The following is a 14,903-nucleotide window of genomic DNA, read 5'->3' as shown; positions in this document are numbered from 1 at the left end:
CAGGGATGAAACTCTTTAGCCGTGCATACCTCGCCCTTCAAATAGTGGGCGCTGGGTGGAACCAACGGGACGTTGCGCCCCGTCCGTTCTTGCGAAGTGACTGAATCAGACAAGGGGATCACAGCAACCATGAGCAGCGCGACCTTCACCTCCCACCCGGAGTCGGCGACCCAGGGATGCCACGAGTTTGCCTCCCTGTTCCAGCATCCTTTGCTGGAGGAGCCCCCCACGGGATCCGCTCCGAGTGACCAACAGCGCGAATACTCCATGCTCACCCGCAAGGCCGAAAACCTCTGCCACGCCTGCCCGTTGATGCAGCAGTGCCTCTATGCGGCGGTGGTGAAGCACGATGTGGCGGGATATGCAGGCGGCACTACCGCACGCCAGCGCGTCGAGATCCGCAGCCGCCTCGGCATCACCGTTGCCCCCGAGGACTTCGACACCCTCGCCGGCATCACCGCGCGCAACCGCCACGTCGACCACGACGAGGTTGTCCGCCTCCGCTATGCCAATCCCCACGAGAGCCTCGAGACCTTGGCACATCGTCTCGGTTGCTCGCTGTCCACGGTGAAGCGCCACCTGCGCCGACATCGCAACGAAGCCCACCGCCCGCACGTCCAGCCCCGGCCCCTGCCCTCGATGGCGGAGGTCCTGGCCGCGTTCCGCGCGGTGGTCGCCCCGGCCACGTTCGGCCGGGCCGCCTGACCGGATCTCGTCGGCGCGACTCATCCCCCCGGCGCCGGACCTCACCCCCGCAGTGCGCCGACGAGATCCCCCAGCGTTCCGTAACCACGTTCACAGATCAGACCTGCCGAGACTCTGTCGGCACGTCGCGTCCCGTCCGGTACGCCCCGGTTCCCGCAGCGAGCGTTCTCCTGCTGGGCCAAGGCGTCGTCCATCGAGGCACGGCTCATCTCGGACAGGGTCCACCCCAACGGTGCCGTCAGCGCTGGTCGCGTCGCCGGATACACCACGAACACCCGGCGTTGTGGCAAGGCCTGCTGCGGCGTACCCACCACAAAATCGCCCGTCGCCCCGCGCAACCTCTGCAACAGGGCCGACGGGCTGTTCTGTGCGCCGCTGGCGCGCAGGTACGCCACCGGCGGCACCAACAACTCCTCCGTCACCGGGCGCCCCGGCGGGGCGAGGTCGGCGCCGGGTGAGTTGGTCAGATAGACCACCATCGGCACGACCAAGTCCTGTCCCGACCCGGCCGCCGTCTCGTTGTGCTGCTCGACCAGCGACGAGACCGCCGGCCACAGATCCAGGATCGTGCCGAGCCCTGTGTTCTCCACATAGCCGCCGTCCACGAGCTGCTCGATCTCACCGCCGGGGCAGCCGATGGCGGCGGCGGGAGTGACATACGGAAACCTGCTCGCCGTCAGCGCCACCGTCGACGCCCGCAGCGCCTCCACGCAGTGCGCGGTGCTCTCCGCGAAAAAGTCCACGCTCCGCCCGCCCGGGACCTGGTCCCCGTCGCAGTCCCCCGGGCGAGCATCGGCGAGCGGCGTGGGGCTGGTGGGGAGGGTGATCTGACTCAGGTACGTCCGACACCCACTGCTCACCGCCGTCGTGTTCAGCACCAGTTGGCCCGGTGGATTCGACGCGGTCGGGCCAGGTTGGGCCGTGGGCTCGGGCTGATCGGCCGGCGCGCGCTGGTCGAGGTCGTCGCGAGCGTCCGGAGATCCGGGCGCGTCCGGAGAGTCGGGGGTCTCGGCGGGAAGGTACGCCGACGCCAGCGCGGGCACCGCCTGTTCCCATGACTGCTCGATGAGCGCCGCACGGTCCTGCCACCCCTCGGTGCCGAGGGTCAGTGGCAACCCTGTCCCGGCGCGGAGCACATCACGGAGGAACATCCCCAGCGATGCCTGCGCCAACGCCTGCGACCGGCTGAGCTCGGTCACCGCGTCCGCGGCACGACCGGGCTCGGTGACCTGGGCCACCGTGAGACCGACCGCGCCGCCCGACGCTCCCCCGGACAGGAACGCCGCCGCACACCGCGGATCGGCGTCACCGATGAGATCGATCCCCCGCGCGGTCCAATAGGCGGCGCGGATCCCGCCGCCCTCCGCGGCGTACAGCAGCATCGGCCGCCACCGCACCCCGTCCGCCGACTCACGCCCACACCCCGCCGTCGCGGCGAGCCACGAATTGAACGCGGCCTGCAGGTCCGGCCGGTCCGGGACCGGATCGGCGAGTTGGCGCAGGCCGTGGATCCGCGTGCTCGCCGGGGAAAGGTTGGTGATGAGGAGGATGGTGATGAGGAGGAGCACCACGGGTGTGGTCCTGAACCCCAGCCGCTCCAGCGCCTCGGGCGGGCGGAGATCCTGACCGAGCACGACCATGCCGCCGACGAAGAGCGCGATGATCCCGGTCCCGAGCAGCACGGTCGCGGAGACGCCGATGACGCCGAGCCCCGGCAGACCCGCCACGGCCAGCATCGCGAGGCCCGTCACGAACGATGCCACCGGGATCACGGCCTTGCGCCAGGCAGCACCCTTGCGCACGCGACCGCCGTCACGCACGGCACCGCCGTCACGCTCGGCGTCACCCTCGCCCTCGGCTGTGCGCAGGCCCCAGGTGGTGTGCTCGCCGGGAATCAGGAGGTGCCGCCAATTGCTCGTCGACCGCGAAGCGTGGAGCCGGTCGATCAGCCGGGCGGCGACTGGCCAGGCGCCGAGCGCAGCGACGAGCCCGAAGAGCGTGAGACCAGCGCTGATCGCGGGCGACAACCCCAGCACGAGCGGTCCGATGAACGCGCGGGCGAGGCCGACGCCCGAAGCCGCGATCGCGCCGATCGCGAGCAGATCACCGAGCCGGGCGGCTGCGTGGATGCGGTCCCGCCCCAGTGCCCGGGTGGGCTCGAGCCAGGGCGGCTGGCGGCCCTGGCGCAGCACGAACGAGATGAGCGCGATCGCGGCGAGCCCGCCGGTGACGAGCCCCAAGCGGTCCCACAGGACGTCGTGGGGCTGCGCAAGAGCGAGCACCCACAGCACAACGGGGCCGATGAGCCAGAAGAGCAGGGGGTACGCGGGCCGTGCCCGCCGCCCCCGTGCCTGCTCGTCCAGCAGGTGCTGGGTCCGGAGCCGACCCATGACGAACAGCGCCGCCGCCATGACCAACAGCACCGCGACCGACGCGCCGAACTGCAACCAGCCCGCGGCCGACTCGGGCCAGGAGCGCTGCACGTCCGGGAGCTGATCGAACACCCCGTCGCGTGGGACCAGCGAGAGGAGGACGAGGATCGCGAGGAGCAGCGCGCCGAACCGCTGGATGCGCACTGCGAAACGGGCCGTGCCGAGCCACGCCCGGACGTCGGGCCACCGGCGCTGAAGCCCCCGGAAGGCGAGAATCGCGGCGCCGAGGGCGGCCAGCCACTTCAGCGCGGTGAAGGCCATGATGGCCGCAACGAGCGGTCCGGCGCCGACCGGATCGCGACGGGCGAACCAGGTCAGTGCGATGAGGACGTTCTCGCCCAGGTCGAACACCGCGGTCACCAGCAGCGCTGTGGCCACCCGAGAACCGCGCGCAAGCCACCGCGCGAGTCCCGCGTACGCCCCCACGAAAGCCGAATCCACCACCACGTGCGCGCACAGCAACTGCCAGAACGTCCGCGTCGGGCTGGTGAGGACCGCGGACCACGCGGCGGCCGACGGGCGCGGGCCGACGAGTTCGCTGAACGGATGGATCCGCCCGTCGAGGACGGCGGGGATCTGCCCGCTCAACCGGTCGATCTCACTGAGCAGGAGGACGAGGGCGGTGAGGAGGGTGAGGGTGAGACCGGCGCGCCAGGCCAAGGCGGGCAACACGGTCTCGCTCATCGGTGCGGCCGGGCGGCCGGGCGCGGCGCTGCGCGGGGTGACAGGCATGGCGACCTCTCGTGGGAGATGTCACATAGGTACACCCCGCAGGGGGCGTCCTTCCAGACCTATAAGGCAGTTGATCTAGAACCAGCGCGCGAGCTCGTTCGGAGTGCCGCCGTCGGCGAAGTTGCTCGTCACCGCATCGGCGGCGCGTTTCACCTCATCCGGCGCATCACCGATCGCCACCCCGCGGCCCGCCCAGCGCAGCATCTCGATGTCGTTGCGGCCGTCGCCGAGCGCGAGCACGTCCTCGCGGTCGACGCCGAGACGGGCGCAGACCTCACCTAGCCCGGTCGCCTTGTGGACGCCCTCGGGGGCGATGTCGAGCCACGCCGTGTAGCCGATGAAATAGCTCACCCCGTGCAGACCCAACTGCTGCGCCAAGGCGAGGAAGTCGGGCACCGAACTGTTCGGGTCGCGCACCACCACGCGGGTCACCGGCTTCGACCGCAGCTCGTCCGGGGTGGCCTTCGTGATCTGTCCGTGCAGGTCGCCCTCCGGAAACAGGTCCGACACCCGATAGCCGACACCGACCTCCTCGGTCGCAACCAGCGCGTTGGGCGCGAACTGCGCGACCTTGTCCAGCACATCGGTCGGGTCGAAGGTGACCTCGCGAATGACCTCCGACGGCGGATAGGTCACCACGACCGCACCGTTGGAACTGACCGCATGTCCCGGCGGCAGATCGAGCATGTCGAAGATCGGCTTCGTCGCATGCCAACTGCGACCCGTGCTCAGCACCACGTGACTCCCTGCGGCCAGCACACGCTGAACGGCGTCATAGACGGCGTCCGGCATCACTCCGGCGTGATCGACGAGCGTCCCGTCGATGTCGAGTGCGACGAGTCGCGGCTGCCAGTCGGGGTCGGGGCCACCGCCGAAGAAACGCTTCGCCGCAGAGGAAGCCATGTGATCGAGATTAACCGTTCACCGGAGTGAGGAACTCGCGGCCACCGAGATACGGTCGCAGCGCCTCCGGCACCCGCACCGAGCCATCCGGCTGCTGATGGTTCTCCAGGATCGCGATGATGATGCGCGGCACCGCACAGAGGGTGCCGTTGAGAGTGGCGATGGGGCGTACCCCCTCCTCGAAACGACCCCGGATCCCCAGCCGGCGGGCCTGGAAGTCGGTGCAGTTGGAGGTCGACGTGATCTCGCGATATTTGCCCTGCGTCGGGATCCACGCCTCGCAGTCGAACTTGCGCGCCGCGCTCAGGCCGAGGTCACCGGCGGCGACGTCGATCACGCGATAGGGCAGATCCAGCAGCCCCACGAACTCCTTCTCGCAGCCGAGCAGCTTCTGGTGCTGCGCCTCGGCCTCGGTCGGATCGCAGTGGACGAACATCTCGACCTTGTCGAACCAGTGCACCCGGAAGATGCCGCGGGTGTCCTTGCCATAGGAGCCCGCCTCACGCCGATAGCACGGCGAATAGCCCGCATAGTGGCGCGGGAGGGTGGCGACGTCGAGAATTTCGTCGGAGTGATAGGCGGCGAGGGGGACCTCCGCGGTGCCGACCAGATAGAGATCGTCGGCGGGGAGGTAGTAGACGTCCTGCGCCGCCTGGCCCAGAAACCCGGTGCCCTCCATTGCGGACGGCTTGACCAGCGCCGGCGGGAGGATCGGCGTGAAGCCCCACTCCAGGGCCCTGTTCATCGCGAGGTTGACCAGCGCGAGCTCGAGCATCGCGCCCTGGCCGGTCAGGAAATAGAAGCGGCTGCCGGACACCTTCGCGCCGCGCTCGACGTCGATCGCGCCGAGGATCTCGCCGAGCTCGAGGTGGTCCTTCGGCTCGAAGCCCTCCGCCGCGAAATCGCGCGGGGTGCCGATGTGCTCGAGGATCTCGAAGTCCTCCTCGCCGCCGTGGGGCACGCCCGGGATGATGAGGTTGGGGATCGTCCTGAGGAGTTCCTCGAAGTCGACGTCGGCCTGCTTGGACGCGGCCTCGGTCTCCTTGACCTGCGCGGCGAGGTCCTTCGTGCGGGCCAGCAGCGCCTGCTTCTCCTCCCCCTGCGCCCGCGCGACCTGCTTGCCCATGCCCTTCTGCTCGGCCCGCAGGGCCTCGAAGGTCGCGATCGAGCTGCGCCGGGCCTCGTCGGCCTCGAGAAGACGGTCCACCACACCCGGATCCGCCTGCCGGGCGACCAGGCTCTCGCGGATGACGTCGGGGTTCGTGCGCAGCAACTTCGGGTCAATCACAAGGCCCACCCTAGACTGCGCGCATGTCGACCTCACGCCCAAGCCGATTCTCCGTGTGGACCACGGTGGGGCTGGCGGCGGCGTTCGTCGCCTGGACGTGGTCGGTGGTGGCCGGGGTCTTCGACGACTTCGATCGGGGCACGGTCGCCCGGGGGTTCGCGCCGAGCTCCGCCGCCGCGGAGATCTGGTCCGCGATCGCGATCCTCACCTGGCCCGGGGTGCCGTATTTCGCGTTGCTCGTCGTCGGTTTCTGGGCGTTTCGGCGGCGGTTGCGGAATTTGGCGTACGCGCTCTGGCTCGCCATTCCGCTCGGGTGGGGGTCCCACCTCGCGGTGAAGGCCATCGTGCGCCGGCCGCGGCCGGATGCCGTGTTGGAGCTGGTCACGGGGCATGGGTGGGCGTACCCGTCCGGGCACATGACCACCGCCACCGTCGTCGCGGCCATGCTGATCGCCTCGGTGCTGGTGACGCGGCAGTCGCGGTTCGCGCGGTGGCTGGCGTGGGGGCTCGGGGCGGCGGCGGTGGTCGTCGTCGGTCTGTGCCGGTGGGTGCTGCAGGCGCACTGGTTCAGCGATCTGGTCGGCGGGGTCCTGCTCGGGGCGTTCGTGGCGGCGACCTGTCTGGTCGTCGCGCGGGTGCACGTGCTGCCCGACAACCCCTGGGAGCTCGCGCTGCCGCGGCCCGTGACGCAGACCGGGAAGCAGTGCGTGGTGATCTTCAACCCGACCAAGGTGCTGGACGTGACCACGTTCCGGCGGCATGTCGAATACGAACTGCGGAACCGCGGCTGGGAGCCACCGCTGTGGCTGGAGACGACCCGGAACGACCCCGGCTATCGGATGGCCGCGCTGGCGGTGAAGCAGCAGGCCGATCTGGTGCTGACCGCCGGCGGGGACGGGACGATCCGCGCGGTGTGCGAGGGGCTCGCGGGGTCCGGGATTCCCCTGGGGCTGCTGCCGGCGGGCACGGGGAATCTGTTGGCGCGCAATCTCGGCGTACCCCTCGACGAATCCCTCGCCCTCCGCACCGCCTTCGACGGGGAACCGAGACCGACCGACCTCGTGCGGCTGACGGCCGATCCGGGCACCGATCGCGAGCAGAGCCACGTGTTCGGGGTCATGGCCGGCATCGGGGTTGACGCGGCGATCATGCAGCACACGAACCCGGACCTGAAGCGGACCGTCGGACCGGCCGCCTATGTGCTCGCGGCCGCCCAGAACGCCAACCATCCGGCGCTGCCGGTCACGGTGCGGGTCGACGGTGGGCCGCCGTTCCGGCGGAAGGCCGCCGTGGTGCTGATCGGCAACGTCGGCGTGGTGACCGGGAACATCGAGTTGATTCCCGGCGCCAGCGCGATGGACGGGCTCCTCGACGTGATGATCGCGTCCCCGCGGACCGCGGCGGACTGGGCACGGTTGACCGCGAAGGTCCTCACGCGCCGGCGGGGTGAGGATGATCGGATGGATCTGGTGCAGGGTACGCGGGTCAGGATCGAGAGCGACCGCGTCGATGCGTATCAGGTGGACGGGGACACCGGCGGTGAATGCTCCGTCCTCGAGGCCGAGGTCCTGCCGGGGGTGCTGCTCGTGATGGGTGCGCGAGTCGGGTGAGCGCGGCCTGGCCGCGCGAACGCCGGCTGAGGAGCCGCGCAGCGGCGTCTCGAAGCCGCGCGAACGCCGGCTGAGGAGCCGCGCAGCGGCGTCTCGAAGCCGCGCTTCACCCTCACGTCCATGTCGAATTTCCGCTAGTGCTCCGGGCGCGGGAGGGTCATGATGGACGGGTGATGCCGGATCGGGAGGCCTGCCTGCGGGCCGTGCGCAGTCGGGAGAGCCGCTTCGACGGCGTGTTCTTCACCGCCGTGCGGACCACGGGCATCTATTGCCGCCCGAGCTGTCCCGCGGTCACGCCGAAGGACGCGAACATGACGTTCTATCCCAGCGCCGCGGCAGCGGTGGCCGCCGGCTATCGGGCCTGCCGCCGCTGCCGCCCGGATGCGAGTCCGGGGTCGCCGGAGTGGGATGTGCGTGGCGACGTGGTGGCCAGGGCGATGCGGTTGGTGCGCGACGGAGTCGTCGATCGCGAGGGCGTGCCGGGGCTGGCGGGGCGGTTGGGGTATTCCGCCCGCCAGCTCGAACGCCTCATGCTCGCCGAGCTGGGTGCCGGTCCGGCGGCGTTGGCGCGGGCGCAGCGTGCGTACACCGCTCGACTGCTCATCGAGTCCACCGGCCTGCCGCTCGGCGACGTCGCGTTCGCCGCGGGGTTCTCGTCCATCCGGGCGTTCAACGAGGCAGTGGCGCAGGTGTACGCGACCACGCCGACCGAGCTCAGAGCACGCAGCGTCAAGGCCTCTGCCAGCTGCGCCAGCGCACGACCCCAGCGTTGGGCGATGGGGGCCGAGGGTCCTGGTCGACGGGTTGGGGCGTCGGGACTCGCTCCGGGCTCCCCGGCCGTGGAGGCTGGCGCGGGAGCCATGGTCGTGCGCCTCCGGCTCCCCCGCCGCGACCCCTTCGTGGCCGACAACCTGTTCGGGCACCTGGCGGCGACCGCGGTTCCGGGGATCGAGGAGTGGCGGGACGGGGCCTACCGGACCACGCTTCGCCTGCCGGTGGCCGCGGGCCTCGCTGCGTTGACGCCTCGGTCGGGCTGTGTCGCGGCGGAGTTGATGCTCGCGGACCCCCGCGACCTCGCGCCGGCGATTGCGCGGTGCCGTGCGCTGCTCGATCTGGATGCGGATCCCGAGGCGATCGGGGCGGTGCTGGGCGCGGATCCGGCGCTCGGACGCCCATGGCGGGACGCGCCCGGCCGGCGGGTGCCGCGCTCGGTGGACGCCGGCGAGTTCGCCCTGCGGGCGGTGCTCGGGCAGCAGATCTCCGTCGCACGCGCAGCGAACCTGACCGCACGGCTGGTCACAGAGTTGGGCGACCCGATCGTCGATCCGCGGGGCGGACTGTCGCGGCTGTTTCCCAGTTTTGAACGGCTTGCGGACCTGAATCCCGCGGAGTTGCCCATGCCCCGGGCCCGCGGTCGTGCGTTCGTGGGTCTCGCGCAGCACCTCGCGGACGGGTCGCTGGACCTCTCCCCCGGTTGTGATCGCGACCGGGCCCGGGCCCGGCTCGCTGAGCTGCCCGGCATCGGCCCGTGGACGGTCGAGGTGATCGCGCTGCGCGGGCTGGGTGACCCGGACGCGTTTCCCGGGAGCGATCTGGGCGTGCGGAAGGGGCTCGAGCACCTCGGGCTCGATCCCTCGGCGGCGGAGCAATGGCGGCCGTGGCGGGCTTATGCCGTGCAGTACCTCTGGGCCAGCGACGCCCAACACGCCATCAACCGTCTGCCGGGGAGCGGCCCGGGGAACCAGGAGGCATCGTGAGTTCGAATCGGCATCGTGTCTGGGAATCGCCCGTCGGCGAGATCACGGTCGTGGTTGATCCCGAGGGGCGACTGGTGGGGCTCTACAACGAGGGGCAGAAGCATTGGCCGGCGCCGGAGATGCTCGGTGCACGGGACGACTCCGTGGGCGAGAACGTGGTGAGCCAGCTGTCGGAGTACTTCGCCGGCACACGCACCGAGTTCGATCTCGAGCTGGCGCCGCGGGGAACGGCATTCCAAGCCGAGGTCTGGGCGGCGCTGCGCGGGATTGGGTACGGCGAAACCATGACCTACGGCGAGCTCGCACTGGCGATCGGGCGCCCCACGGCGTCCCGGGCTGTGGGCGCCGCGACCGGACGGAACCCATGGTCCATCATCGTGCCCTGCCACCGGCTCGTGGGCCGGGACGGCGCGCTGATCGGTTATGCCGGCGGGATCGAGGTCAAGCGGCGCCTGTTGGGCATGGAGCGCGGCGACGATGCGCCGCGCGATCGGCGTTCGCGGTCCGTTGCACCGGGACGCGAGCGATCCGGCTCCGAATCCACCGAGTGATCCCGGAAAAAGCGTCTACAGCTGGGCAAAGTGGATTATCCGTTCCGCCCAGCCGTAGACGTTTCTTTCGGGAGCAAAGCGACTTTCAACGCTATCGCTGGCGGGCAAAGTTGGCGCTTCTCCCCGGCTCACTGCTCAAGGTCATCGCTGGCGCGGCCAAAGATGGCGCCTCTCCCGGATCACGGCGAGAAGGTCTGGCTCAATCGAGGTCCAGTTGTTCATCACGTCCTCGTAGGTGAGGCGGATCACGAGATATCCCATCGCGACAAGTCGCCGGTCACGTCGCCGGTCGTTGTGGAACGCGTCGGAATCCGAGTGGTAGGCCTTGCTGTCCACCTCGATGACCAGACGATCCCCGATGAGGAGGTCCACCCGCCCGACGTCGCCGATGTGGACCTGTGTCCGGAACTTGACGCCGAGCACGAGAAGGCGGTGCCTGACCAAGGACTCCGTCCCCGACTCCGCGCCGGGATCGACGCGCTCGAGCAATCGGCTCGCCCGCCAAGGAAGCGGCTGGATCAGGGCCCTGAGCTCTTCGGGCGAGTACAGCTGTTTGTTCAGCGCCGAATCCATGAGCGTCACGGCCGCTTCGGCAGGCAGACATCCGACCGCGCACGCCAGCGCCGTGCCCATCGGATCGACAGAGCGTTTGACCGTCGCCTCGGTATGGCCGGGCACCCGGCAGCCGGTGACGTCCTTCGGCAGCTTGACTCCGTGAAAGTGCCGGGTCCGACGGATGTGCAGGTTGCGGTTGGGCCATTTCCCCGGTGCCCAGAAGTCGTGCAGGCGAAGCGCCGAGACGCAGCTGAGGGCGCCGCCGAGCTTGACGGCGCGTTCGACGGTTGGGTCGGCGTCGGCACCGGCATACCAGCCACGGCGCAGCGGTCGCAACGCCTCGACGGCCACCAGCCTCCTGATCTCTTCCGAGTCGATCCCCAATGCCAGCAACTGGGCTGTGCTCACGACCCCATGGTGTTCTTCGAGAAGGATTTCCATGCCGGGACAGTGCGAGGAAGCATCCCGATCGGTTCAGGCTGGATCATGGCCTGTGGATACCCGGAAAAATCCGTCCACAGCCGGGCGGAGGGGATAATCCACACGGCCCGGCTGTAGACGTATCTTCGCGGGATACCCCGGCGGCTTTGACCCATCAGACCATCGCCAGACCACCGCTGGACGGGCCCCGTTATCCGATTCGGCCAATCCAACCACCCGGTCAGGGAATGGACGCGTGGACATTGCCGTTCCCGATGGGAGTAGAGATGGTTCCGATGGGCCGCGCCCACGCGACCCCTGACGAAGGGTCCCCCCATATGTCCGCTGTGACTCTCGAATCCACCGCCGAACGCGCCCGAGCGCGCAAGGCCGTCGTGGCCGCGTCGTTGGGCAATGCCCTGGAGTGGTACGACATCGTGCTCTTCGGCTTCATGGCCAGCACGATCACCGCCGTGTTCTATCCGGGCACCGGCCTCGCGAACACGCTCATGACCTGGGCGACGTTCGCGATCACATTCGTCGTGCGCCCCCTGGGCGCCGTGCTGATCGGCAACTATGCCGACCGCCACGGCCGCAAGGCCGCCCTCAGCCTCACGATCCTGCTCATGACGCTCGGTGTGTTCATCATCGTCGTGCTCCCGGGGGCGAACACCCTCGGGGTGGGCGCCGCCGTCATCCTGGCCATCGCCCGCGTCATCCAGGGCATCAGCGCCGGCGGCGAGTTCGGGTCCGCGACGGCGTTCCTGACGGAGAACGCCAAGCGCGGCAAAGCGTTCTATGCCTCCTGGCAGGTCGCCACCCAGGGCGTGGCGATGTTCATGGCCGCCGGCATCGCGTGGCTGCTGACCTCCACGATGTCGACGGAGACCCTGCACAGCTGGGGCTGGCGGATCGCGTTCGCGATCGGTCTGCTGATCGGTCCGGTGGGTTGGTACATCCGTTCCAAGATGTCCGACACCCCCGAGTTCGAGGCCGTCACGCCGCTCGAGCGCCCGGTGGCGACGCTGTTCGGCAGGCACTTCGGCCGGGTCGTCACGGCATTCGCGATCATCGCGATGGCGACGATCTCGGTGTACCTGATCACCTACCTGCCGCAGTACGCGGTCCAGAATCTCGGTCTCGCGCCCTGGGCCGCCTTCCCCGGCGCCGTTGTCGCCGGCGTCATCACGCTCGTCGGATCACCGTTCGTGGGCATGCTCGCGGACCGCGTCGGCCCGACGACGATCATGATTCCCGCCGCGGTCGCCGGCATCATCGCCGGCTGGCCGATCTTCCTGCTGCTGACCAACAATCCGTCGATCGCGATGCTCACGATCTGCGAGGTCATCGTCGGCATCTTCATGTGCTTCTATTTCGCGCCGATGCCCGCGCTGCTGTCTGAGTTCTTCCCCGTCGAGGTGCGCGGTTCGGGGATGACGATCGCCTACTCCTTCGGCGTCGCCATCTTCGGCGGTTTCGCACCGCTGATCCTGTCCTGGCTCGTCGGGGTGACGAACGTGCTGACCGTGCCGGGGTTCTACTACTCGGTTCTGTGCCTGTTCTCGCTGATCGCGGTGGTCGTGGCGCGGAAGGTGTACGCCCAGCGCTGAGCTGGGCGATAGCCTGCGGTGTCGGCGTACCCCCTCGATGAGGAGAGATTGTGAGCAAGACCTCGGCGTACGGCTATCTCGGACCGGCAGGAACCTTCTGCCACGAGGCACTGCTGACCGTGCCGGACGTGCCCGGCCACCTGCGGCCCTATCCGTCGGTGGTCGCGGCGCTGGAGGCCGTGCGCAACGAGGATGTGGCCGCTGCGCTCGTGCCGATCGAGAACAACATCGAGGGCGGGGTGTCCGCGACGTTGGACAACCTCACCTATGGTCGACCGCTGATGATCACCCGCGAGGTCCTGCTCCCGGTGGAGTTCAACCTCTGTGGGCGGCCGGGCACCCGGCTCGAGGACGTCAAGCGCATCGTCACGCACCCGCACGCCGCCGCGCAGTGCCGGGACTGGGTGAACACTAACCTCCCGCACGCGACCGTCCATGAGGGCGGTTCGACGGCGGCGGGCGCGGCCGAGGTCGCCGATCCGAACTCGCGGTTCCAGGCGACGATCTGCTCGGCGCCCGCCGGGGAGCTGCACAAGCTCGAAGCAATCGCCACGGCGATCGCGGACAACAAGGAGGCGGTGACTCGGTTCATCCTGGTGGCGAAGCCGGGGCCGCCGCCGGAGCGCACCGGCGCCGACAAGACCACCCTCACCGTCTTCCTCCGCGACGACGAGGCCGGCGCGCTGTTGCGGATGCTGGAGCAGTTCGCGTCGCGTGGGGTGAATCTGTCGCGGATCGAGTCGCGGCCGTCGCGGTTGGTACGCGGGCACTACAGCTTCTCGATCGACGCCGAGGGCCACATCAACGATCACCGCTTGGCGGGGGCGATGAAGGGCCTCAAGCGCACGTCGCGTGAGGTGACGTTCCTGGGGTCGTACCCCCGCGCCGACCAACTCCGCCCCGAAGTCGGGAACGGCCACTCGGACGAGAGCTATCGCGCGGCCGAGGAGTGGTTGCGGGACCTGCGGCACCGCTGAGCGCGCTCCGCGTGCCCGTTCCGGGGAAGGGGTCCGGAGCGCTCCGGAAGTGATACGCACAGCGGATCAGCGCTCCGGAACTGATCCAGAAAGCGGATCAGGGCGCCGGTGGTTCCCAGGAAGGGGCCCGAGTGCTCCGAAAGTGATACGCAGAATGGATCAGATCGCTACTGCTCGCACACCATCCCCGGAACGAGCGCCTTCCACGACCCGTCGCCGCCCGGCACACCGGACCTCGCGGGAGTAGATTGATTATCCATCAGGCGTCGATCCAGGAGGCCCGCCATGCCCCACCAACCGCACGGTTCCGATTCCAGCGGCTCCGCCTGGCAGCCCTATGGGTCCGGGCAGGACCCCTACTCGGCGCAGAATCCCTACTCGGCCAGTGATCCGTATTCGGCCCAGGATCCGTATGGGCGCACCAGCGCCTCCGAGCCCCCCGGGCATCCCTCCGAGCCGTCCGGTTACGTCGGGCACGACTTCGGCCAGCAGGGCTATGGGCAGGATTACGGACAGGCACAGGGATACGGACAGCCGCACGGCTACGCCCCGCAGGGCTACTACCCGGTCCAACAGGGCTATCCGCACGCGCCCTTCGGGATCGACCCGCTGACAGGTTTGCCGTACTCCGACAAGACCAAGCTCACCGCCGGTCTCCTCGGCATCCTGCTCGGCGGCGCCGGAGTGGGCCGCTTCTACACCGGGCACATCGGCATAGGGGTCGCCCAGTTGGTGGTCACCATCGTGACCCTGGGATTCGGCGCCCTCTGGGGTCTGATCGACGGCATCATCATGCTCGCCGGAAATTCTCGCGATGCGCAGGGGCGGCCGCTGCGGCCCTGACCCCGCCGGCTTCGCCCGGAATTGCCACGAGGGCCGGTCCAGGGATTGCCCGGATTCTCGGCCCTCGTGAGGGGGGTTATCGGTCTCTTGAACCGATGTTTCAACTCTAAGCCGTGCTGTGGCGTACGCCCCACACCGCTCCGCAGAGTGGAACGGTTCCTTCGCGCACCTCGTCGGGATACCGGCGAACGGAACCGTTCCGCGGGATTACTTGGATTACTTGGCCTTCTCGACGATCTCGAGGAGGCGCCAGCGCTTGGTGGCGGACAGCGGGCGGGTCTCCATGATCCGCACGCGGTCGCCGATGCCGGCATCGTTGTTCTCGTCGTGGGCCTTGAGCCGGATGGTGCGGCGCATGACCTTGCCATAGAGGCGGTGCTTCACCCGGTCCTCGACGGCGACGACGATGGTCTTCTGCATCTTGTCGCTGACGACGTACCCGGTGCGGACCTTGCGGGCCGACCGCTCCTGGCCCTCCGTCTGCTCGGGGGCCCCGACGTTCTCGGTGGTCTCACTCATG

General features: G+C 69.3%; 12 protein-coding genes. 7 read left to right on the top strand and 5 right to left on the bottom strand.

What is annotated here, in order from left to right; translation table 11 throughout:
* Positions 1-129 precede the first annotated feature (129 nt).
* Positions 130-705: a WhiB family transcriptional regulator gene (locus tag ACQ260_RS14040; RefSeq protein ID WP_432560084.1), complete on the top strand. Its 576-nt coding sequence runs from the start codon at positions 130-132 to the stop codon at positions 703-705.
* A 41-nt stretch (positions 706-746) separates the two neighbouring features.
* Here the strand turns inward: ACQ260_RS14040 and ACQ260_RS14035 are convergent, their stop codons facing one another.
* The 3 genes from ACQ260_RS14035 to serS all read right to left on the bottom strand — a co-directional run bounded on the left by ACQ260_RS14035 (position 747) and on the right by serS (position 6,060).
* Positions 747-3,869 carry a hypothetical protein gene (locus tag ACQ260_RS14035; protein ID WP_432560083.1) on the bottom strand — a complete coding sequence of 1,041 codons (3,123 nt, stop codon included), beginning with the start codon at positions 3,867-3,869 and terminating at the stop codon, positions 747-749.
* A gap of 75 nt (positions 3,870-3,944) precedes the next feature.
* Complete coding sequence (locus ACQ260_RS14030) at positions 3,945-4,772, bottom strand: HAD family hydrolase (RefSeq protein WP_432560082.1); 828 nt, start codon at positions 4,770-4,772, stop codon at positions 3,945-3,947.
* Between the two features lie 10 nt (positions 4,773-4,782).
* Positions 4,783-6,060: a serine--tRNA ligase gene (gene serS, locus ACQ260_RS14025; protein ID WP_432560081.1), complete on the bottom strand. Its 1,278-nt coding sequence runs from the start codon at positions 6,058-6,060 to the stop codon at positions 4,783-4,785.
* 23 nt (positions 6,061-6,083) lie between these two features.
* On the opposite strand from serS, the gene ACQ260_RS14020 reads away from it, so the two are divergent.
* The 3 genes from ACQ260_RS14020 (at position 6,084) to ACQ260_RS14010 (ending at position 9,978) form a co-directional block, all read left to right on the top strand.
* Positions 6,084-7,670, top strand: a complete 1,587-nt coding sequence (locus ACQ260_RS14020; protein WP_432560080.1) for a bifunctional phosphatase PAP2/diacylglycerol kinase family protein — start codon at positions 6,084-6,086, stop codon at positions 7,668-7,670.
* A 173-nt stretch (positions 7,671-7,843) separates the two neighbouring features.
* Entirely contained in the window at positions 7,844-9,427 is a 1,584-nt protein-coding gene (locus tag ACQ260_RS14015; RefSeq protein WP_432560079.1) for an AlkA N-terminal domain-containing protein, read from the top strand.
* Positions 9,424-9,978 carry a methylated-DNA--[protein]-cysteine S-methyltransferase gene (locus tag ACQ260_RS14010; protein ID WP_432560078.1) on the top strand — a complete coding sequence of 185 codons (555 nt, stop codon included), beginning with the start codon at positions 9,424-9,426 and terminating at the stop codon, positions 9,976-9,978. Before ACQ260_RS14015 ends, ACQ260_RS14010 begins: the two co-directional genes overlap by 4 nt.
* A gap of 141 nt (positions 9,979-10,119) precedes the next feature.
* Here ACQ260_RS14010 and ACQ260_RS14005 read toward each other — a convergent pair whose 3' ends face one another.
* Entirely contained in the window at positions 10,120-10,974 is an 855-nt protein-coding gene (locus ACQ260_RS14005; RefSeq protein ID WP_432560077.1) for a DUF559 domain-containing protein, read from the bottom strand.
* 317 nt (positions 10,975-11,291) lie between these two features.
* Between ACQ260_RS14005 and ACQ260_RS14000 the strand changes: the two genes are divergently transcribed.
* The 3 genes from ACQ260_RS14000 to ACQ260_RS13990 all read left to right on the top strand — a co-directional run bounded on the left by ACQ260_RS14000 (position 11,292) and on the right by ACQ260_RS13990 (position 14,383).
* On the top strand, positions 11,292-12,563 hold the full coding sequence (locus ACQ260_RS14000) for an MFS transporter (RefSeq protein WP_432560076.1): 1,272 nt from the start codon (positions 11,292-11,294) through the stop codon (positions 12,561-12,563).
* 50 nt (positions 12,564-12,613) lie between these two features.
* Complete coding sequence (gene pheA, locus ACQ260_RS13995; RefSeq protein ID WP_432560075.1) at positions 12,614-13,540, top strand: prephenate dehydratase; 927 nt, start codon at positions 12,614-12,616, stop codon at positions 13,538-13,540.
* 285 nt (positions 13,541-13,825) lie between these two features.
* The gene (locus ACQ260_RS13990; RefSeq protein WP_432560074.1) at positions 13,826-14,383 is read left to right on the top strand and encodes a TM2 domain-containing protein; all 558 of its coding nucleotides are present in this window, start codon (positions 13,826-13,828) and stop codon (positions 14,381-14,383) included.
* Between the two features lie 216 nt (positions 14,384-14,599).
* Here ACQ260_RS13990 and rpsQ read toward each other — a convergent pair whose 3' ends face one another.
* Entirely contained in the window at positions 14,600-14,902 is a 303-nt protein-coding gene (rpsQ, locus tag ACQ260_RS13985; protein WP_432560073.1) for a 30S ribosomal protein S17, read from the bottom strand.
* Position 14,903 lies beyond the last annotated feature (1 nt).

The sequence above is a fragment of the Ammonicoccus luteus genome, from assembly GCF_050880385.1.
Lineage (GTDB): Bacteria > Actinomycetota > Actinomycetes > Propionibacteriales > Propionibacteriaceae > Enemella.
This window is presented reverse-complemented; position numbering and strand designations above follow the sequence as displayed.